Raw genomic sequence first — 20,313 nt, 5'->3', positions numbered from 1 at the left:
CACCGTCCACCGGAGGCCTCCCGAGGGTGACGCTGTACGCGCCGTTGGAGCCGGCAGTCGCGCTGCCGATGACGTTGCCCGCGCTGTCCTTGACGGTGACCAGCGCGCCGGGCTCGGTCGTGCCCGTGATCGGACTGCCGTTGGTCGGGTTCACCGTCGGCCCGGCCGGAGCCGTGCGGTCGACAGTGGCCGTGGCAGGCTGGCTCGCATTGCCCGCGGCGTCGGACGACACGACGCGGAGCACGGTGCCGTCGGCCGGCGGCGTCGGCGGCGTGATGCCGTAGACGCCGCTCTGTCCCGCGGTCGTGCTGCCGATCACGTTGCCGCGTCCGTCGGTGACGGTGACCACCGAGCCCGGCTCGGCGGTGCCGGTGATGGAGCTGCCGTCGGTGGGGGCGACCGTGGGCACACGGGGAGGCACGCTGTCGACGGTGACCCGGGCTTCGGGGCTGACGTTGCCGGCCCGGTCCACCGCGACGACGCGAAGCTCCGAACCGTGCGGCGGCGGCGTGGTGGGCCGGACGACGTAGCTGCCGTCGGGCGCGACGGTGGCGCTGCCGATTTCCTTGCCGGAGCTGTCGGTGACCCTGACGGTCGTTCCGGGCTCCGCCGTGCCGGTGATCGAAACGGCGCTGGCCGGATTGACGGTGGGCCTTGCCGGCGGCGTGGTGTCGCTCGGCGAGGCGAGCGCGGCGACCGGAAGCGATACGCCGCCTCCGCTACCGCCGCCTCCTCCACCGCCTCCGCCAGCCGCACCCGCGGCGGCAAGTCCGCCGCCGATCAACCAGGGCAGCACGCCGAAATTGAAGTCCTGATGCAGCAGCAGGGGTTCGATGGAGTCGACGGGGGAATAGCCGACCGCCAGGTCGCCCTGCCCGCTGCCGAACTCGGCCAGCCACAGGTCGCCCTTGTCGTCGGTCAGGACCAGGTCGTTCCTGTTGCCTTCGAACGACACGAAGAACCCACGGACGGCGATGACCTCGCCGGAAACGGCGGTGACGACCAGGTCGTTGCCAACGCGGTGCATTCCCTTGATCTGTTCCTTCGAGAGGCCGACGCGGACGACCGATGCTTCCTTGAGAAGGATCTCGTTTTCCGAGACCTGATTGGCGTCGCCGCCACGCTTGCTGATTACCTTCAACGAAATCATTTTTTACTCCCTGAATCCTTGATAGAACAAAAACACCCAGAAACTCACGCAATGAACAAGAACAGGAAACGCGTCACCCGGAGGCCACCGTGTGCAGCTTGTAGCCTTGGCCGAATATGGCCCTCAACATCAAGCCATTTGCCGGCTCTATATTGAGTTTTCGGCGAATCTTGAAAACGCAGACATCCAACGCGCGAGAGCGCAAATTGACGGAGTCACGCCACAAATGGGCGTAGAGCTGCTCCCGGCTCAGCAGGCAATCCCTGTTTCTGAAAAGCTCCAGCGCCAGATCGAATTCGCGTGGTTGCAAATGCATTTCCCGCCCTTCGTGAAAAACCTTGCGCTGGCCGATCAGGAAACGATATCCCCGGTAAACCAGCAACTCGTTTCTCGCCACGCCATGCGCGACGAAGCTGGTGCGATTGAGCAGGTGTTGCACCTTCAATCGGATTTCTTCCAGATCGAACGGGTGAAGAACGAAGTCGAAATTTCTTTCACCCGGAAATTCACTGTCGATGCGCTGCAATGCATGCGCGCTTTCAGCATTGACCGCAAAAAGCAGCGGCGCATCGGTCAATCCGCGAATTGCCTGAACCCAACGGGTATTGGCGTCGGCAGGCAGGGGCAGAAGAACCAGCCCGCAGCCCTGCCCCGCCTGCAATGCGTTGACGAAGTCGCTGAGCAAATCGAAAGCTGCGGGTGACGGCCCGCGCTCCTGCGGCAGGCTGAAGGCCTGGAGTTCATGCAGTCGCAAGCCCTGGGCGCGAGACTCTGGCGAAATCATTCCAATCTCTCCGTTTGACAATGGATGTCACGGAGAGGCGCCTCGCCGCACTCCGCCATGACCTTTCGGGCTGCGGAATGTATCGGCTCGTAATCAGATCCGACAATGTCGATTGCTGACTATTAATGACGTCGTGTTAGCAAGCTCGAAAGCTTATAAGAGAGAACTTTTTCCGGACATCACGTAGGAAGTCACGCTTTCAGGCGCGATCCCCAAAAAGATGACTATGCGCTGCCCCGTCTGGCACTTGTTAATGACCAAAACTGTCAGTAAATGCGCATTCGAGGCAATGAAAACGTTTTCTTTCTGGCATCGAAAAATTCACGCTTTCATCGCTATTGCCCCGAAACCGGCCGGATCGGGCACATGTCGGTTCTGCAGCCCGGACTCCAGCGGCAGCGTCAGGCGAAACACCGTGCCATCGCGGTCGCTGGACACCAGTTCGACATCGCCACCGTGCTGACGGGCGGTGGTACGTGAAATGTGCAACCCGAGCCCCGAACCGGGAACCTGGGCGGACGCGGCGCCCCTGAAGTAGCGCTCGAAAAGACTGCGCCTCTCGGACTCCGGAATCGGCATGCCCTTGTTGGAGACGGTCACGCTGAAGAAATCACCGTCCGCTTCGCATCGAACCGCGACCATCGAATCTGCCGGCGAGTACTTGAGGGCGTTCTGGACCAGGTTCCGGATCGCCATCTCGACTCTTTCCTGGTCGCCCCTGCACATCGCGCGGTCCGGGGCCACCTCGATGCTCAGGCGGGCGTTTTCCTCGGGCAGTCCGATGCCGCGGAGATTCCCGACCACGTCCCGGAGGTCGAAGCTGCGGGCGCTGTGCATCGCGCCGACTTCCAGCGAGTCGTCGAGCAGGATGTTCTCGATGAGCGCGGTGAGCCGGCGGGTGGCCCTGCGGATCTTCTCCATGCCGAGCTTCACGCGGTCGTCCTGCCCGGACGGCGACAGTTCCAGTGCGTGCGCCACCGCATCGACGATGGCCAGCGGGGTGCGGAATTCGTGCGAGACGACGGCGACGAATTCGCGCTGGCGCACCCTGTCCTCGAGCGCCTGCTTGGCGACTCTCATCGAATTGAAGGCCAGCTTGCGATCGGCCCGCCACTTCAGCTCGGCCTGCCTGGAGCGGCTGGCAACCGCGAAATTGAGCAGCAGCAGGTTCGCCAGCTGCAGCAGCGGAATCCAGGACTCCAGAATGAACGGCTGCGCGATGTGCACGAACCCCAGGAGCACCAGAAGGAAGAAGAGCCACGACAGGTTCACCGCGTAGAAGACGAGCGCCGCAAGAAGGTACTGGAAGGCCCGATGGCGCGCCATCAGCCAGACGAGGAACGCGACATTGAAGAGGCCGACGACGATCTCGAGGCAAGCCGCCACGCGAATGGCACCGTCGACGCCCCACATCGCGAGCACCGCCATCGCGGCGAAGACCGCGGCCGCCGAATTCATGAACCGCGCCGCCCAGACAGAGTACTGGCGATAGTTGAAGAACCGGCACGCGAACACCGCCGCGACCGACATCAGGACGCATGAGGCGACGTCGACGAAGCGGTCTGCATACAGCGGCTCCTCGGGCAGGAGCAGCGGGCTCGCGTAACCCTGCATGGAGACGATCGCGACCAGCATGGCGGCCAGGAACAAGGCGTAGACCGGGTAGATGCTGTTGCGAAGCCAGGCCCAGAAGATCAGGTTCATGAGCACCATGACGACGATCGCCCCGGCGAACGCGGAGAAGAAGACCAGCCGCTTCGTTTCCTCCTCCTGCAGGCCGGACTTCTGCCACGCATGCAGGCAGAGGGGGACCAGTCCGTGCGTTTTTATTCTCAGGTAATAGGTTTCCGCCGCGGAATTCACGAAAACCGGAAAAGCCAGGGCGCTGGTCCGCATGGCGCGACTCGCAAATGAGTGGCGATCTCCCAATTCGCTGACGGAGATCGTTCCATCCGAATTACGGGCGTATATGCGTATATCGTCGATCCAGCTCGGAAACACCTGCACCACCCAATCGGGGGGCGCACCGGATTCACGCCGCAATGAAAAGCGAACCCAGAAAACATCGCTGGAATGATCCTCGCGATGCCAGGATTTCATGGGCACGAATCCGATTTCCGGACGACCAGCAAGAATGTCATCGATGGTGACATTTCCGGAAACATCCCGGAATACTTCCGCTTCCTGCCCGAGCCCGACGGGTTGGTCCTTGCCCTGATTCGCCTGAAGAACAAGGGCCTGCGCACCAAAGGAGAGCAGCCAAAGCGCTGTCCCGAAAAAAAGAGCAAGACAGCGTTTCATTTTCATGCTGTTGATATATATATGACTTATCTTCGGCGCCCCAAAACTCTCGACCCCCAGGGATCAAAGAGAGGTGCATTCATGAATACTACGAAATCCGACACCGACAAAAAGATTACCGTCTACCTGATCGAAGATGAAGAAGACCTTCAGGAAGCATTGGTCTACAGCCTCGAGCAACTGGGCTTCAAGGCTTCCGGGTTCTCGACCGCGGCCGAGTTCTACAGGGCCTATGCCGTCAGCCGCTGCGACATCGTCGTCATCGACATCGAACTGCCGGACGAGGACGGCTTCTCGATCGCGCAGCACCTGCGCTCGGCCAGCAACGTCGGGATCGTGTTCGCAACCGCGCGCGGTGACCTCGGCGACCGGGTTCGCGGACTGCGCGGCGGCGCCGACGCCTACTTCGTCAAGCCGGTGCACGTCGAGGAACTCGCGGCCTCGCTGGAAGGCATTCACCGGCGCATCAAGGCATCCGAAAGCGGCGCCGGCCGTGCGCTCCATCATCAACAGCCGACCGCGCCGCGCGGCACGGGGCGCTGGATTCTCAAGGAGGGCGACTGGATCCTCCATGCCCCCGACGGGCGTTCGCTTCGCCTCACGATGTCGGAGCGGGCCATCGTCGCCAGCCTCTTCAAGCAGCGCAACAAGCCGGTCGACCGGACCCAGCTCGCGACCGCGCTGGGCGGCGACCCGGAGCACTTCGACCTGCAGCGCGTGGATGCGGTGGTCAGCCGCCTGCGGCGCAAGGCGACGGCGGCCGGCATGTCGCTGCCGCTGCATGCCGTGAGGGGCACGGGCTACCAGTTCCAGGCCTGAGCCTGGCCCGCATTCCTACTTGAACTCGTCCACCGTCAGGCCCAGCTTGCGCACCTTGTCGTGCAGCGTCTGGCGCGCAATGCCCAGCGCGGCAGCGGTGGCGGGCTGGTCGCCGCGCTGGCGCCGGAGCTCCTCGACGATCACCGCGCGCTCGAAGGATTCCACCTGCTGCGGCAGCCCGCGCGGCAAGGTGGGCACGCCACCGTTGTTGTTGTTGCCGCCCGCACCGTGCGTCTGCGTCAGGCGCTCGCCAAACAGGCCCAGCACGAAGCGGTCGGCCACGTTGCGCAGTTCGCGCACGTTGCCGGGCCAGGCGTAGGCCATCAGGTCGGCGAGCTGCGCATTGCTCAGGAGCGGCGCGGGCCGGTCGTAGCGGCTCGCGGCCTGCAGCGTGAAGTGCTCGAACAGCAGCGGAATGTCTTCGCGTCGCTCGCGCAGCGGCGGCAGCTCGATGAAGGCCACGCCCAGGCGGTAGTACAGGTCGGCCCTGAACTTCTGCTGGTCGCTCATGGCCTTCAGGTCGTCCTTGCTCGCGGCCACCACGCGGCAGTCGAATGGAATGGTCTTGTTGGAGCCGATGCGCTCGATGCTGCGCTCCTGCAGCGCGCGCAGCAGCTTGATCTGCACCGCCATCGGCATGCTCTCGATCTCGTCGAGGAAGAGCGTGCCGCCGCTGGCGTACTCGAACTTGCCCACGCGCATGCGGCTGGCGCCGGTGAAGGCGCCGGCCTCGTGGCCGAACAGCTCGCTCTCGGCCAGCGACTCGGGCAGGCCGCCGCAGTTGAGCGGCACGAAATGCTGGCGGCGGCGCGCGCTGTGGTCGTGCAGGCAGCGCGCAACCAGCTCCTTGCCGGTGCCGGTCTCGCCGTACACCAGCACGTCGGCGGATGTCTCGGCCAGCGTCTTCACGGTCTGGCGCACCTGCTGCATCTGCGCCGATCGGCCGATCAGCACCGACTGGATGCCCTGCCAGTTCTCCAGCGCATCGCGCAGCGCGCGCACCTGCAGGCTGAGCTGCCGGCGCTCGATGGCATGGCGCACGATGGCCACCAGCCGCTCGGAGCTGAAAGGCTTCTCGATGAAGTCGTAGGCGCCCTCGCGCATCGCCTGCACGGCCATCGCGATGTGGCCGTGGCCGGTCACGAGGATCACCGGCAGCTCGGCATCGACATTGCGCAACTCGGGCAGCCACTCGGTGCCGCTCAGGCCCGGCAGGCGCACGTCGCTGATGACCACGGCAGGCACGCCGAATGAAATATGCGCCCTCGCGCGCTCGGCGCTGGGAAAGGACTCGACCTCGAAACCGGCCAGGGTCAGCACCTGGGTGGTGCTGACGCGGACGTCTTCGTCGTCTTCGATCAGCAGCACCCGGATGGCAGGGGCTTCGCTCACTTGGGGATCACTCCTGTTGTGCAATGGAAAGGGCGTCGGGAACCGGCGGGTTGCTGCTGCTGTGGATCACGGCAATGGCCGCCGGCAGGTCGATGACGAAGCAAGCCCCGCCGCCATCCAGGTTGGCAGCGCGCAGCGTGCCGTCCATGGACCGCGCCAATTGTGCCGAGATCACGAGACCCAGTCCCAGGCCCGAACCCACGGCCTTGCCGGTGACGAAGGGTTCGAACAGGCGCTGAAGAATGTCGGGGCGGATGCCCGGACCGGTGTCGGTCACCGACAGCACCACGCGCCCCTCCTTCGGCCGCGCCTCCAGGCGCAGCGTGCGCACCGGCGCGTCGTGCATGGCGTCGATGGCGTTGCGCATCAGGTTGGCGAGCACGCTGCCCAGCGCGGCCTCCTCGGCCATCACGCTCAGCGCGGGGGGCTGCACGTCGACCTCGATGGTGACGCGCTGCTTGCGCGAAGCCTCGGCAACGATCACCTGCGCGTCGGCGATCGCGTGCGACAGCAGCACGGGTGCCAGCGGCAGTTCGCTCTTGTAGGCGAAGGTGCGCAGCTGCGAGGTCAGCCGCGCGAGCCGGTCGACCATGCCGCGGATGCGCTCGAGGTTTCCGCGCACGTCGTCGAGGCGGTTCTTGTCGAGCAGGATGGCGGCGCTTTCCGACAGCGTACGCATCGCCGTGAGCGGCTGGTTGAGCTCGTGCACCACGCCGGCCGACATCTGCCCCAGCGCGGCCATCTTGCCGGCGTGCACCAGCTCGCCCTGCGCGGCGCGCAGCTGCGCGGTGCGCGCCGCCACGGTCGATTCGAGCGTGTCGTGCGCCGCCTGCAGCGCGGCCTGGTTGGCCAGCTTCTGCCGCACGGCACGGCGGCGCTGCCAGAGCGCCACGGCCACCAGCAGCAGCACGGTCATCGCAAGGCTGGCGGTGATGGCCGCGTTGCGCGCCGCCACGCGCAGCGGCGCCAGGTTGTCGAGCACCACCAGCTGCCACGGCGCGCCGCGCAGCGTGCGTGCCGACGCGAGCTGGTCGACGCCGTCGAGCGAGATCACCGTCACGTCGCGGTCCAGCACTTCCTTCTGCGTCCATTGCAGCGGCTGCAGCGTGGCCTCGCCGTAGGGCCGCGAGCGCAGCACCTCGGCGCGCTGCAGCGCATCGAGCGGCAGCAGCGGCCTGAACTTGATGTCGTCGCGCGTGGAAAGGATGACCACGCCGCGCTGGTCGATCAACGCGACGTCGCCCGGCAGCTTGCGCCAGGCGCGCTCGGTCTCCTCCAGATTGATCTTCACGGCCACCACGCCGCGCGAGGCCTGCCCGCGGCGCAGGGCATACGAAAGGTAGTAGCCCGGCTTCTTGCTGGTGATGCCCACGCCGTAGAAACGGCCCCGGCCCTGCCCCAGCGCGTCGATCACGTAAGGCCGGAACGAAAGGTCCTGGCCCACGGTGGTGCCGGGCTTGTCCCAGTCGGACGCGGCCAGCGAGGTGCCGGAGGCGTCGAGCACGTAGAGCATCTCCGCCCCCGCCGCGGCATTCACGCCGTCGAGGTAGCGGTTGACCGAGTCGCGCAGGCGCGCGTCCGTGGGCGTGCCGAGCATTGCCGGCACGAGGGGCGTCATCTCCAGCAGCGCGGGGAGGTAGTCGAAGCGGGCCAGGTCGGCATCGAGCCCCGTTGCGAGCATGTCGAGCCGGTGGTCGGCCGCTTCGCGCAGGCGCGCCAGGCCGGTCTGCATGGCGACCTGGTGGCCGGCGAAGGCGGCCACGGCCACCAGGGCCAGCGCGCCGCCCCATCGGGGCAGGCCGCGCCATCCTCTCGTCGCCTGGTCGGAAGTTGAGTCGAAACGCCGGGCCGGCTCCCTTGAATTCATGGGCCCGTTATTGCACAAGGCCGGGCCGCCCGCATTAGTGGCTGCCCGATGGCCCCGGGGCGGGGCCGGAGGGAGGATCAGGAAGCCTGACGCGCGGAGCCGCCGGACATGTGCGCCTCGGTGGCGTCGAGCACGAGTTCGGGCTCGTTGGCCTCGGCCGGGCTTTCCTGGTTCAGGTGCTGGTTCATGCGCACGGTGTCGAGATCGCCGGTCCACTTGGCGACCACGATGGTGGCGACGCCGTTGCCGATCAGGTTGGTCAGCGCGCGGGCTTCAGACATGAAGCGGTCGATGCCCAGAATCAGCGCCAGTCCCGCCACCGGCACGTGGCCCACGGCCGACAGCGTGGCCGCCAGCACGATGAAGCCGCTGCCCGTGACGCCCGCCGCGCCCTTCGAGGTCAGCAGCAGCACCGCCAGCAGCGTGAGCTGCTGCGTGAGCGTCATGTCGGTGTTGGTGGCCTGCGCGATGAACACCGCCGCCATCGTCAGGTAGATGGAAGTGCCGTCGAGGTTGAACGAGTAGCCGGTCGGAATCACGAGGCCCACCACCGACTTCTTCGCGCCCAGGTTCTCCATCTTGGCCATCATGCGCGGCAGCACCGATTCGCTCGACGAGGTGCCCAGCACGATCAGCAGTTCTTCCTTGATGTACTTGATGAACTTCCAGATGCTGAACCCGTGGAAGCGCGCGATGAGCCCCAGCACCACGAAGATGAACAGCAGGCAGGTTGCGTAGAAGGTGGCCATCAGCTGGCCGAGCTGCAGCAGCGAGCTCACGCCGTACTTGCCGATGGTGAAGGCCATCGCGCCGAAGGCGCCGATGGGCGCGACCTTCATGATGTAGCCCACGATCACGAAGAGCACGTGCGAGCCCTTCTCGATCATGTCGAACACCAGCGTGCCGCGGCCGCCGAAGCGGTGCAGCGCAAAGCCGAACAGCACCGCGATCATCAGCACCTGCAGGATCTCGCCCTTGGCGAAGGCGTCGACCACCGTGTTGGGAATGATGTTGAGCAGGAAGTCGGTCGTGCTCTGCATCTTGCCCGGGCCGGTGTAGGCCGCGATGCTCTTGGTGTCGAGCTGGGTCACGTCGACGTTCATGCCCGCGCCGGGCTTGAGCACGTTGACCAGCACGAGCCCCACGATCAGCGCGATGCTGCTCACGATCTCGAAATACAGCAGCGCCATGCCGCCGGTCTTGCCGACCTTCTTCATGTCCTCCATGCCGGCGATGCCGACCACCACCGTGCAGAAGATGATCGGCGCGATGATCATCTTGATCAGCTTGATGAAGCCGTCGCCCAGCGGCTTCATCGCGGCGCCGGTGTCGGGATAGAAGTGCCCCAGGAGCACCCCGAGCACGATGGCCGTGATGACCTGGAAGTACAGGGATTTGTAGAAAGGCTTGGGGGCGGTGGTGTGTTCCACGGGGTGGCTCATCGGTTTGTCTCCAGTTCGTGGCCAAACCCCGCATCGGAGGCGCGCGGCCGGCCCGGTGGTTCAGCAATCGACATGCCACGGCCGGCACAGCACCGAAGGTGGGTTAAGTCGTTGATTTCACGAGGCTTTTCATGACCGTGCCAGACACGCCCCGCCGACGATCCGGATGGCGCGGGCCCTGCCCGTCCGATCCGCCGGATCGCCGGATAGGGGTAAACCCTAGGCCTGCGGCAGTGTCAGACTCGGCGCCATGAACGACAACGCCCGGCCGCCGGAGGCCACGGAAAGCGCCTCGAAGCGCATCGCGCTCACGGTGGCGGCGGCTTTCTTCATGGAGACGCTGGACGCCACCGTCATCGTCACGGCGCTGCCGGCCATCGGGGCCGGCTTCGGCATCGGGGCGCTCGACGCGAGCCTGGGCGTCACCGTCTACCTGATCGCGATGGCGGCGCTGGTGCCGGCGGCGGGCTGGTGCGCGGGGCGCTTCGGCGCGCGGCGGGTGTTCGCGCTGGCGGTCGGCACCTTCACCCTGGCATCGCTCGCCTGCGGGCTCGCGCCCAGCTTCGAGGTGTTCGTGGCCGCGCGCGTGCTGCAGGGTGCGGCGGCGGCCTTCATGTCGCCGGTGGGCCGGCTCGTGGTGCTGCGCGAGACGCCGAAGCACCGGCTGATCGAGGCCATCGGCACCATCACCTGGCCGGGGCTCATCGCGCCGGTGATCGGTCCGCCGCTGGGCGGGCTCATCGCCACGCATGCCTCATGGCGCTGGATCTTCCTGCTGAACGTGCCTCTGGGTCTCGTGGGCCTGTGGCTGGTGATGCGGCTCTTTCCGCGCCGGGCCGACGCGGCCCCGGTGCGCTTCGACGCCACCGGCTTCGTGCTCACCGCCATCGCGCTGGCCGCGCTGGTCGAGGGCCTCACGCGACTGGGCGGTCCGCAGCCGGGCTCGGCCGTCACGCTCGGCTTGCTGGCCGCCGGCGCCATCGCGGCGGCCGCTGCGGTGCGCCATGCGCGGCGCGTGGCAACGCCCCTGCTCGACCTGCGCGCGCTGGCGGTGCCGACCTACGCGCTGGCCACCGCAACGGCCGGCTTCATTTCGCGCGTCGCGATCAACGCCTCGCCCTTCCTGCTGCCGCTGATGTTCCAGATCGGCTTCGGCATGAGCGCCTTCCAGGCGGGCTCGATGCTGCTGGTGTACATGGCGGGCAACCTCGTGATGAAGAGCGCCACCACGGCAGTGCTGCGGCGCTTCGGCTTTCGCCGCGTGCTCACGGTGAACGGCGCGATCTGCGCTGCCACGCTGTTCGGCTGCGGGCTGCTGTCGCCGGGCGCCCCGCTGCCGCTGATGTGCGTGCTGCTCTTCGTGGCGGGCATGGCGCGCTCGATGAACTTCACCGCCATCACCACGCTGGCCTTTGCCGACGTGCCCGACGAGACCCGCGCAAGTGCGAGCACGCTCGGCACGATGCTGCAGCAGGTGTCGCTCGCGCTCGGCGTGGCGCTGGGCGCGATGGTGCTCGGCGCGTCGCAGGCATTGCGCGGCGCGCCGGCGGTGGAGCTCGCGGACTTCCGGCACGCCTGGTACGTGGTCGGCCTGCTGATGGTCATTGCGACGCTGATGACGCTGCGGCTCGACCGCCAGGCGGGCATGGCGGTGTCGCGGAGGTCGTGAGAACATCTTCCGCTGCTTTCCCTGACGGAGATTTGCTTCATGCCACTTCATATCGGCATCGTCGGCTGTTCGGCCGAAGGCGCTGCGCTCTGCTATCGCACGCTGTGCGTCGAAGGCGCCAGCCACATGGGCCAGGCCCATGCGCATCCCGAAGTCTCGATGCACACGCATTCGCTCGCGGCGTATGTGGATTGCCTCGATGACAACGACATCGATGGCGTCGCGCAGCTGATGCTGTCGTCGGCGCGCAAGCTCGCGGCGGCCGGCACTGACTTCCTCATCTGCCCCGACAACACCATCCACCAGGCGATGCACCTGGTGCTGCCGCAGTCGCCGCTGCCGTGGCTGCACATCGCCGAGGTGGTCGCGGCGGAAGCGGTGTCGCGGGGATTCCGCAGCGTGGGCGTGCTGGGCACGCACTGGCTGGTGAACAGCGAGGTCTATCCGCAGGCGCTGTCGGCCGCCGGCCTGGAAGCCGTGCGCCCCAATGCCGAAGAGCGTGCCACGATGGGCCGCATCATCATGGACGAGCTGGTGCGCGGCGTGATCCAGCCCGAGTCCACCGAGGTGCTGCAAGGGATGATCGACGGCCTGAAGTCGCGCGGCTGCGATGCCGTGGTGCTGGGCTGCACCGAACTGCCGCTGGTGCTGAACGACGGCAACTCGGCGCTTCCCACGCTCGACTCCACGCGCCTGCTCGCGCGTGCGGCACTGCGACGCGCAACGGCCGCCCGCTGAGCCTTCACAAGCATCGGATTGCCACGAGAACCAAGGAGACATTCATGCCCGACATCGCCACGATGCAGAAACTGCTGGACACGATCTTCCCCGGCCTCATGGGCGTGCGGCTCACAGAGCTCGCGCCCGAGCGCGTGGTCGCGCAGATGGAGGTGCGGCCCGATCTGTGCACCGCCGGCGGCATCCTCCATGGCGGCGCCTACATGGCATTCGCCGACACGCTCGGCGCGGTCGGCACCATCGTCAACCTGCCCGAGGGCAAGCGCACGACGACGACCGACTCGAGCACCAAGTTCATCGCCGGCGCGCGCGTCGGCACGACAGTCACCGGCACCAGCGTGGCGCTGCATCGCGGACGCACGACGCAGGTGTGGCAGACCACCGTCACCAATGCCGACGGCAAGCTGTGCGCTGTCGTCACGCAGACGCAGCTGGTGCTCGACTGAAGGTGCCTGAAGGCACCGCCTTCAGGCCAGGTTGAAGGGAAGCTGGCGCAAGGGCTTGCCCGTCAGCCGCGCGATGGCGTTGGCGAACGCGGGGGCCAGCGGCGGCAGGCCGGGCTCGCCCATGCCGGTGGGCGCATCGGCGCTGGGCACGATGTGGACATCGAACTCCGGCACGTTGGTGATGCGCGCCACGGTGAAGTCACCGAAGTTGCCCTGCTGCACGACGCCGTCCTTCAAGGTGATGGCGCCACCGGACAGGCACATCGACAGCCCCATCACGGCCGCGCCCTGCACCTGTGCTTCCACGCTGCGCGGGTTGACCGCCAGGTTGCAGTGCACGCCGCCGGTGACGCGATGCAGCACCGGCTGGCCGTCCTTGACCGAGGCTTCCACCACGTAGGCCACCACGGATTCGAATGACTCGTGCACGGCGACGCCCCAGGCACGGCCGTCCGGCAGCTGCTTCTTGCCGTAGCCGCTCTTGTCCACGGCCAGTTGCAGCGCGGCGCGATGGCGCGGGTGCTTGTCGCCGAAGAGCTGCATCCGGTAGGCCACCGGGTCCTGCTTCGTGCTGCGGGCGATCTCGTCGATCAAGGTCTCCATGACGAAGGCGGTGTGGGTGGAACCCACGCTGCGCCACCACAGCACGGGCACGTTGACCTGCGGGTGATGCACCGCGAGGCGCATCGGCACCGGATACGGGTCGCGCATGCCCTCGGTGGCCGTGGCGTCGATGCCGTCCTTCACCTGGAACTGCCCGAACACCGTGCCCGTGGTGATGGACTGGCCCACGATGACGTGGTCCCAGGCCAGTACCTTTCCGCGCTCGTCGAAACCGATGCGGGCGCGGTGCAGGTGCATGGGGCGGTAGTAGCCGCCCTTGATGTCGTCCTCGCGGCTCCACAGCAGGCGCACCGGCGCACTCAGGCCGGCGGCGCGCGCGGCCTTGGCGATCTCGCAGGCCTCGACCACGAAGTCGCTCGTGCCCACGAAACGCCGGCCGAAGCCGCCGCCCGCCATCTGCACATGCACGATCACCTGCTCGGGCTCGAGGCCCAGCGCGCGCGCGGCGGCGGCGGCGTCCAGCCCGGCGCACTGGGTGCCGACCCACAGCTCGGCGCGCCCGTTCGACAGCTTGACGGTGCAGTTCTCCGGCTCCATGGGTGCATGGGCCAGGTAGGGGAAGACGAATTCGGCCTCCAGTTGCCGGGGCGCGGTGGCCAGCGGTGTCATGTCCGCGTCGAACTTGCGCGGGCCGGGGCGGCCGGCCAGTTCGCGGTACTGGGCCAGCTGCTTTTCGGTGTCGACCTTCTCGACTGCGGCCGTGTCCCACTGCAGCTTCAGCGCGTCGCGGCCCAACTTGGCCGGCCAGTAGCCGTCGGCCACCACGGCCACGCCTTCGGCTCCGCGATCCAGCGGCACGCGCAGCACGGCCTTCACGCCCTTGACGGCGCGCGCCGCGCTGTCGTCCACCGAGGCCAGGCGGGCGCCGAACACCGGCGGATGCGCCACCACCGCCGTGAGCTGGCCCGGGTGCCGCACGTCGATGCCGAAGTCCTGCCGGCCGCTGCTCTTGGCGCGCGCATCCAGGCGCGTGGTGGGCCGGCCGATGAGGCGGAAGTCCTTGGGATTCTTCAGCGTGACCTTCTCTGGCACCGGCAGCGCCATCGCGGCTTCGGCCAGTTCGCCATAGCCCAGCTTGCGCCCGCCCGGACCCAGCACCGTGCCGGCCTGCGTGCGCAGCGTAGCCGCGTCGACCTTCCAGCGCGCGGCCGCCGCCGACAGCAGCATGGCCCGGGCGCGCGCGCCCAGCTCGCGGTATTGCGTGAAGCTGTTCTTGATGGAGTTGGAGCCGCCGGTCAGGTGGATGCCGAAGAGCGGGTCGACATAAGCCGCGTCGCTCGAACCATTGCGGCTGCGCACCAGGGCCCAGTCGGCATCGAGCTCTTCGGCCAGGATCATCGGCAAGCCGGTCTGCACGCCCTGGCCGAACTCCAGCCGGTTGATGGTGACGGTGACTTCGCCGTTGGGTGCGATCTGCACGAAGGCCGATGGCTGTTGCGTCGGCTTGAGTGCACCGGACGCCTGCGCTGCACCATCGGCCTGTGCCATGGCCAGATGAGGAAAGGCGCCGAGCGCGAAGCCGCCGGCCCCGGCCATCTTCAGGAAGCTGCGGCGAGGCAGAGTGGCGGCTTCGCTGGTCGGGCCCCGGGCCATCAGGCGCTGCATGGCGCGCGGCAGTTCGCGGTAATCGACGTCGGCGAAGTTTGCGATGTTGGGCAGCATGGCGGCTCCTTCAGGCGAGGGTCTTGGCCGCATCGGCCACGGCGGCGCGAATGCGGGCGTAGGTGCCGCAGCGGCAGATGTTGCCGACCATGGCCGAATCGATCTCGTCCGCGCTGGGCTGCTTGCCTTTGGGCAGCGACTTGAGAAAAGCCGTCGCACTCATGATCTGGCCGCTCTGGCAGTAGCCGCACTGCGCCACGTCGTGCCTGACCCATGCGGCATGCACGGCGGCACCGACGCGGTCGCTGCCGTCGGTCGTTGCTTCGATGGTGGTGATCTTCTTGCCCTCGGCGGCGGAGATCGGCGTGATGCACGAGCGGATGGCCTGGTCGTCCAGATGCACGGTGCAGGCGCCGCACAGCGCGGCGCCGCAGCCGAACTTGGTGCCTGTCATGCCCAGCGTGTCGCGCAGGGCCCAGAGGATGGGGGTGCCGGGGTCGGCGTCGACCGTGTGTTCACGGCCGTTGACGTGGAGCGCGCTCATATTCGGTTCTCGTGGATGGTTGGTTGGATCGGATTCACTTGGCGCCGTCGAGCACCCACTGCGCGAGCGACTGCAGGTCGCCATCGGGAATCTGGGCTTGCGGCGGCATCGGCATCGCGCCCCACTTGCCCGAGCTGCCGGCCTTGATGCTTGCTGCCAGCTGTGCGGCCGTGCCCTTGCCGTCGCCGTACTTCGCGCCGATGTCCTTCCACGATGGGCCCACCACCTTGGTCGCGGGCTGGTGGCATGCGACGCACGCGTACTTCTGCGCGAGCGCCTGGCTGGCGACGGCGCGTGCCGGCCACGCGATGCTCACGCCGATGCCGAGCGCTGCGACGAGGGAGGCGGCAAGGGAGCGCCGTACGGATGCCATGCCGCGTTGCTGTTTTCTGTCGTGGGTCATTTCTGTTTCATCCTGTCGATCGGGTTGCCTGATTCGATGGCTCGCGGTCGCGACTACGCGTCCTCATGGGCGAGCGACGTGGACAGGCCGAGATGCGCGTCGGCCTGTGCAAGCAGCGCTTTGGCCTTGGCCTCGAAGGTCTGCACGGCATCGGCGCCTGCGGCGAATCGGGCCGGGGGCTCTTCGAGTCCGGCGAACTGCACGATGGCGTCGGCGAGCCTGGCGGGGTCGCCGCCCTGCTTGCCGCTCATGCCGCTCCAGGCCGCAACCGTCTCCCGCGTACGTTCGGCGTAGTCGTCGATGCGCGGCTCGGCGAAAGTGGTGGAGCCAGCGGTGAGCAGCTCGGTGCGAAAGAAGCCCGGCTCCACCAGCATGGTGCGTATGCCGAAGGGGGCGATCTCGGGGGCAAGCGACTCGATCCACCCTTCGACGCCGAACTTCGCGGCGGCATACGCGGTGCAGAACATTCCGCCGGAGATGCCCGCGGTCGAGGAGATGGTGAGCAGCAGCCCCGAGCGTTGCCGGCGCATCGCCGGCAGCACGGCACGCGCGACGTTCATCGGGCCGAACAGCAGCGTCTCGATCTGGCTGCGGACCTGCTCCGGGCTCAGTTCCTCGAAGAAGCCGGCGTAGAAGTTGCCCGCGTTGTTGACCAGGACGTCGATGCGTCCGAACCTCGCGACGGCAGCCTTCACTGCGGCCTGCGCGTCTTCAGGCTGGGTGACGTCGAGCTTGACGCTCAACAGGTTGGCGTGATCGCCGATGGCCTCGGCGACCTTCGCCGGATCGCGGCCGGTGGCCACCACGGCATGGCCCGCGGCCAGGGCCGCCCTGGCGATGTCGCTGCCCAGCCCCCGGCCCGCGCCGGTGACGAGCCAGATTTTCCTGTCGGTCATGGGGATGTTCCTTTCGGTGGCTGCCAGTGTCTGCCCGAGGCCCACCGACCCGTTTGCCGAAAGCACGCGTGTTCTTGCCTGAAACGACGGAACTGCGGCAGAAACGCGGATCGGGCGAAATGCGCGAGCTAGACTTTGTTCGGGCACCCGCGAAAGGATTCAAATGGAAGAGCCACCGCTGACGCAGCAAGACGGATCGGCCGTCCTGAGCGACCTGGCCAAGGCGGTCGGACGCGTTGCCGAAAATGACGGCGACTGCATCACCGCCATTCCGGAACTCACGCTGCACCGGCGCAGCGCCACGACCGAACCCATGCATTGCATCTATGGCTTCGGCGTGGGAATCACCGTCAGCGGAAAGAAGCGGGTTGCGCTCGGCGAAGAGGTTTTCGACTATTCAGCGGGCCAGTCGCTGCTGACCACGCTCGATCTCCCGGTGGTCACCCATGTCACGCAGGCCAGCAGCGCGAAGCCCTTTCTGGGCCTGATGCTCAGGCTCGACTCGCGCGCCATCGTGCAGGCGGCGGCCGAGATGGCGCTGCCCCAGCCGACAAGGGACTACGGCTATCGGGCCATGTCGCTAGGCGATCTCGACCCGACGCTGCTAGGCACGGTGACGCGGCTCGTCGAACTGCTCGACGAGCCCAGGCTGATTCCCCAGATCGCGCCACTGCTGCAGCAGGAAATCGTCGTTCGCCTGCTCGCCGGGCGGCATGGCCCGCAGTTGCAGCGCCTGGTGGCCGTCGGCACTCCAAGCCAACAGGTGGCGCAAAGCATGGCCTGGCTCAAGATGAACTTCACGCGGCCCGTGCTTGCAGATGAGCTGGCCGCCTCGGTGCACATGAGCCCATCGACGTTCCGGCAGCACTTCCGTGCCGTGGCGGGCATGAGCCCCATGCAGTACCTGAAGCAACTGCGCCTGCAGGAAGCGCGGCAGCTGATGCTCAACCAGGGCATCGATGCCGGCACCGCGGGAATACGCGTGGGCTACGAGAGCGCTTCGCAGTTCAGCCGTGAATACGCCCGCCTGTTCGGTGCGCCGCCGCTGCGCGACATCAGGCGGATGCGGGAAGCGGCCTGAGACCTGAGAGGACCGGGCGGGCCCCACCAGGGCAACGCCGCCCGCCTCGATCAGTCGCGATCTTCGTAGTAGCGGCGGTGCTGCTCGCGCTCCCACTGCCGGCGGCGCCATTCACGGCGCTCTTCCCAGCGCTGCGCGCGGCGCTCCTCCCAGCGCTGCGCGCGGCGCTCCTCCCAACTGGGTCCGGACTCGTAGTAGACAGGCGCAGGAGCGGAATACACCGGAGCGGGCTGGTAATAGATCGGGGCCGGGCGCGAATAGACGGGCGCCGGCGGGTAGTACACCGGTGCGGGCTCGCTCACGACCACGCCGGGTACGTTGATGCCGACGGACCAACTCGTGCCCGCATTGGCGGATGCGGCGATGAACAAGGCACCGGCGGCAATGAAACCTGCGGCAGCCAGCTTGAGCGCGGATCGGGGAAAAGTCATTTCTTTCATCTCCTGGAGGACGGAAACGGCCTCTGATGCACCACCCAACGCCTGGACGCACCGAGCGGCGCACATCGCGACGGTGAAGAACGTTCCTAAATGTCACGCGTCGCCCCGAGTGGGAGCGGCACAAGGCCCGCTGGCTATACTGCGCCCGTCACGCCGGCAGAAGGCGTGATCGGGTTTAGCAGCTCGAAGAAGCTCTTGGACGCAAACTCTTGGAAGCCGTTCATGACTGAATCCGCTCGCGCGTTCGCGCGCACGCCCCCTCTTCAACAAAGCCCCGAATCATTCGCACTGCAGGCAGGCGATGACATCGCCTGCATCCGCGACGTGCACTGAGCGTGTGCGTGCATCGAGAAGCTCATCGCTGTGCAGCACGTGAATGATTGCGAAGAGCTCTCCCCGACCCGCTCCGAACTCAGTGCGCTGGTCCGCCTGATCAACGAGGAGCTGCATCGGCGCATCGAAGCAGCGGAGAGCACGATCGTTTCCCTACGCGAACGCTGTGCGCAATGAACACCGCAGGACTCAATCCGGACGGCCGCCCGCGCGACACGACCCGCAGCGCTCCTTGCGGGCCTGAACGGCCTCGAGCAGCCCCATGAGCCAGCACGCGGGGCAACCTCGCATCAGGTAGATCGCGACGGGCAACAGGCCCAGCGCAGGCCAGAATTCCGACGCCCATGCGAGGGCGCCGAGGATGCACGCGCCTGCGAGCGCGCCGCGGATCAGGTGGGTCGTGACGGAGGTAGTCGTTGTGAGCATGGTGACAGCCTGAAAGATGGTCGAACTGGTCATGCCTCTTGAGAGGGGCCGGGCTGGCAGAACGGTTCGCCGTTCGCCGCAAATCTTCACGGGCCGACACGGGCCCGGACTTTTTTTCGATTCGCGCGAATCCGTCGGGCCGCTGGTCGCCTCTTATGGGTCGGCCGCGCAATCCACGGCCGCTTCGCTCCCGCTCAATCCCGATCACTCCCTCTAGACAGGACGTAGACATGACACGACACATCGCCGCAACTCTTCTTCTCTTCTCGCTTTCCGCCCTCGGCTCCATGGCCTCGGCCGGGGAGATCAAGGACTTCAGCCAGGCCGAGTTCGACCGGCTGGCGCAGGCCGGCAAGCCTGTGGTGGTGGATGTCGCCGCGGGCTGGTGCCCGATGTGCAAGGCGCAGAAGCCCATCCTTGAGCGGCTGATGAAGCAGCCCGCCTACCAGGACGTGACGATGCTGAAGGTCGACTTCGACACCCAGAAGGACGCCCTGCGCACCTTCAAGGTCGGCATGCAGGGCACGCTGGTCGGGTTCCAGGGCGCCAAGGAGGTGGCCCGCTCCGTCGGCGACACCAGCGAGGCCGGCATCGAAGGCCTGGTCAGGAAGACGTTGAACTGACCGATGGATTTCGGCGCAGGCGCATACGGCTTCGGCTTTCTGGCCGGACTGCTGTCGACGCTTTCCCCTTGCGTGCTGCCCATCGTTCCGATCCTGCTCGGCTCCGCGGCCCACGCCCATCCACGCGCGCCGCTCGCGCTGGCCGCGGGGCTGGCGCTGTCTTATGCGGTGCTGGGCACCACGTTGGCCTGGGCTGGAGCCTCGCTGGGCATCGACGCGTCGGTGTTCCGCACGATCGGTGCCGTGGTGCTTGGCCTGCTGGGCGTCCTACTGGTGTCCGGCACGCTGCAGCAGCGCTTTGCACTGCTGGCGTCCGGTATCGGAAGCGCGGGCAATGGCCTCATGGCACGCCTGCCCGCGGATGGACTGGCCGGCCAGTTCGCGATCGGGCTGCTGCTCGGCGTGGTCTGGAGTCCCTGTGTCGGCCCCACGCTGGGAGCGGCCATCGTGCTGGCCAGCCAGGGCACTCGGCTGGCCCAGGCCGGCCTGCTGATGGCGGCCTTCGGCATCGGCGCCGCACTGCCGCTCGTGCTGCTGGGCTACGCTTCGCGCGGCGTTGCGGGCAAGCTGCAGCGCGGACTGATGCGCACCGGAAAAGGCGGGAAGATCCTGCTGGGCGCCGCCATGATCGTCGTGTCGGTCGCGATCCTGAGCGGAGTCGACAAGCCGATAGAGGCCTGGCTGGTCGATCATTCACCCGCATGGCTGACACGATTGACCACGCGATTCTGAG

19 protein-coding genes are annotated in these 20,313 nt (G+C 67.0%); 7 read left to right on the top strand and 12 right to left on the bottom strand.

Annotated features, from left to right (window positions below):
- The 3 genes from EJO71_RS33795 to EJO71_RS33785 form a co-directional block, all read right to left on the bottom strand.
- Nucleotides 1-1,150: Ig-like domain-containing protein (locus tag EJO71_RS33795; RefSeq protein ID WP_125953006.1), on the bottom strand; the 1,150-nt coding region annotated here is incomplete at its 3' end.
- Nucleotides 1,151-1,223: 73 nt separating this feature from the next.
- A complete protein-coding gene (locus tag EJO71_RS33790; protein ID WP_125953005.1) occupies nt 1,224-1,934 on the bottom strand; it encodes a winged helix-turn-helix domain-containing protein in 711 nt (236 codons plus the stop codon).
- Nucleotides 1,935-2,255: 321 nt separating this feature from the next.
- Nucleotides 2,256-4,241 (bottom strand): sensor histidine kinase, encoded by a 1,986-nt coding sequence (locus EJO71_RS33785; protein ID WP_125953004.1) that lies wholly within the window; start codon nt 4,239-4,241, stop codon nt 2,256-2,258.
- Between the two features lie 75 nt (nt 4,242-4,316).
- On the opposite strand from EJO71_RS33785, the gene EJO71_RS33780 reads away from it, so the two are divergent.
- A complete protein-coding gene (locus EJO71_RS33780; protein ID WP_240651609.1) occupies nt 4,317-5,054 on the top strand; it encodes a response regulator transcription factor in 738 nt (245 codons plus the stop codon).
- Nucleotides 5,055-5,069: 15 nt separating this feature from the next.
- On the opposite strand, the gene EJO71_RS33775 is transcribed toward EJO71_RS33780, so the two are convergent.
- The 3 genes from EJO71_RS33775 to EJO71_RS33765 form a co-directional block, all read right to left on the bottom strand.
- On the bottom strand, nt 5,070-6,446 hold the full coding sequence (locus EJO71_RS33775) for a sigma-54 dependent transcriptional regulator (protein WP_125953003.1): 1,377 nt from the start codon (nt 6,444-6,446) through the stop codon (nt 5,070-5,072).
- Nucleotides 6,447-6,453: 7 nt separating this feature from the next.
- Nucleotides 6,454-8,313, bottom strand: a complete 1,860-nt coding sequence (locus EJO71_RS33770) for an ATP-binding protein (protein WP_125953002.1) — start codon at nt 8,311-8,313, stop codon at nt 6,454-6,456.
- 77 nt (nt 8,314-8,390) lie between these two features.
- Nucleotides 8,391-9,755 carry a dicarboxylate/amino acid:cation symporter gene (locus EJO71_RS33765; protein ID WP_125953001.1) on the bottom strand — a complete coding sequence of 455 codons (1,365 nt, stop codon included), beginning with the start codon at nt 9,753-9,755 and terminating at the stop codon, nt 8,391-8,393.
- A gap of 250 nt (nt 9,756-10,005) precedes the next feature.
- Between EJO71_RS33765 and EJO71_RS33760 the strand changes: the two genes are divergently transcribed.
- From EJO71_RS33760 to EJO71_RS33750, 3 genes are read left to right on the top strand one after another with little or no spacing between them, the layout of a single operon-like run.
- The gene (locus EJO71_RS33760; RefSeq protein ID WP_125953000.1) at nt 10,006-11,424 is read left to right on the top strand and encodes an MFS transporter; all 1,419 of its coding nucleotides are present in this window, start codon (nt 10,006-10,008) and stop codon (nt 11,422-11,424) included.
- A 39-nt stretch (nt 11,425-11,463) separates the two neighbouring features.
- A complete protein-coding gene (locus tag EJO71_RS33755; protein ID WP_125952999.1) occupies nt 11,464-12,162 on the top strand; it encodes an amino acid racemase in 699 nt (232 codons plus the stop codon).
- 44 nt (nt 12,163-12,206) lie between these two features.
- Nucleotides 12,207-12,608: a PaaI family thioesterase gene (locus tag EJO71_RS33750; RefSeq protein ID WP_125952998.1), complete on the top strand. Its 402-nt coding sequence runs from the start codon at nt 12,207-12,209 to the stop codon at nt 12,606-12,608.
- A gap of 21 nt (nt 12,609-12,629) precedes the next feature.
- Here EJO71_RS33750 and EJO71_RS33745 read toward each other — a convergent pair whose 3' ends face one another.
- The 4 genes from EJO71_RS33745 to EJO71_RS33730 are packed head-to-tail and all read right to left on the bottom strand — an operon-like array spanning nt 12,630 to nt 16,677.
- Nucleotides 12,630-14,894 (bottom strand): xanthine dehydrogenase family protein molybdopterin-binding subunit, encoded by a 2,265-nt coding sequence (locus tag EJO71_RS33745; RefSeq protein ID WP_125952997.1) that lies wholly within the window; start codon nt 14,892-14,894, stop codon nt 12,630-12,632.
- A gap of 10 nt (nt 14,895-14,904) precedes the next feature.
- A complete protein-coding gene (locus EJO71_RS33740; RefSeq protein ID WP_125952996.1) occupies nt 14,905-15,378 on the bottom strand; it encodes a (2Fe-2S)-binding protein in 474 nt (157 codons plus the stop codon).
- A gap of 34 nt (nt 15,379-15,412) precedes the next feature.
- Entirely contained in the window at nt 15,413-15,781 is a 369-nt protein-coding gene (locus EJO71_RS33735; protein ID WP_240651608.1) for a c-type cytochrome, read from the bottom strand.
- 53 nt (nt 15,782-15,834) lie between these two features.
- Nucleotides 15,835-16,677: an SDR family oxidoreductase gene (locus EJO71_RS33730; protein ID WP_125952994.1), complete on the bottom strand. Its 843-nt coding sequence runs from the start codon at nt 16,675-16,677 to the stop codon at nt 15,835-15,837.
- 163 nt (nt 16,678-16,840) lie between these two features.
- Between EJO71_RS33730 and EJO71_RS33725 the strand changes: the two genes are divergently transcribed.
- Nucleotides 16,841-17,758: an AraC family transcriptional regulator gene (locus tag EJO71_RS33725; protein ID WP_125952993.1), complete on the top strand. Its 918-nt coding sequence runs from the start codon at nt 16,841-16,843 to the stop codon at nt 17,756-17,758.
- A gap of 50 nt (nt 17,759-17,808) precedes the next feature.
- Here EJO71_RS33725 and EJO71_RS33720 read toward each other — a convergent pair whose 3' ends face one another.
- The gene (locus tag EJO71_RS33720) at nt 17,809-18,189 is read right to left on the bottom strand and encodes a PXPV repeat protein (RefSeq protein WP_125952992.1); all 381 of its coding nucleotides are present in this window, start codon (nt 18,187-18,189) and stop codon (nt 17,809-17,811) included.
- A 531-nt stretch (nt 18,190-18,720) separates the two neighbouring features.
- Nucleotides 18,721-18,957, bottom strand: a complete 237-nt coding sequence (locus tag EJO71_RS33710; protein ID WP_125952991.1) for a hypothetical protein — start codon at nt 18,955-18,957, stop codon at nt 18,721-18,723.
- A gap of 230 nt (nt 18,958-19,187) precedes the next feature.
- Here EJO71_RS33710 and EJO71_RS33705 point away from each other — a divergent pair, with 230 nt between their 5' ends.
- Nucleotides 19,188-19,580, top strand: a complete 393-nt coding sequence (locus EJO71_RS33705) for a thioredoxin family protein (RefSeq protein ID WP_125952990.1) — start codon at nt 19,188-19,190, stop codon at nt 19,578-19,580.
- 3 nt (nt 19,581-19,583) lie between these two features.
- Entirely contained in the window at nt 19,584-20,312 is a 729-nt protein-coding gene (locus EJO71_RS33700) for a cytochrome c biogenesis CcdA family protein (RefSeq protein WP_125952989.1), read from the top strand.
- The last annotated feature ends 1 nt before the right edge of the window (nt 20,313 follow it).

This window comes from Variovorax sp. 679 (assembly GCF_003952185.1).
GTDB lineage: Bacteria > Pseudomonadota > Gammaproteobacteria > Burkholderiales > Burkholderiaceae_C > Variovorax.
Note: the sequence above shows the minus strand (reverse complement) of the source record. Positions and strands in the feature narration are given on the sequence as shown.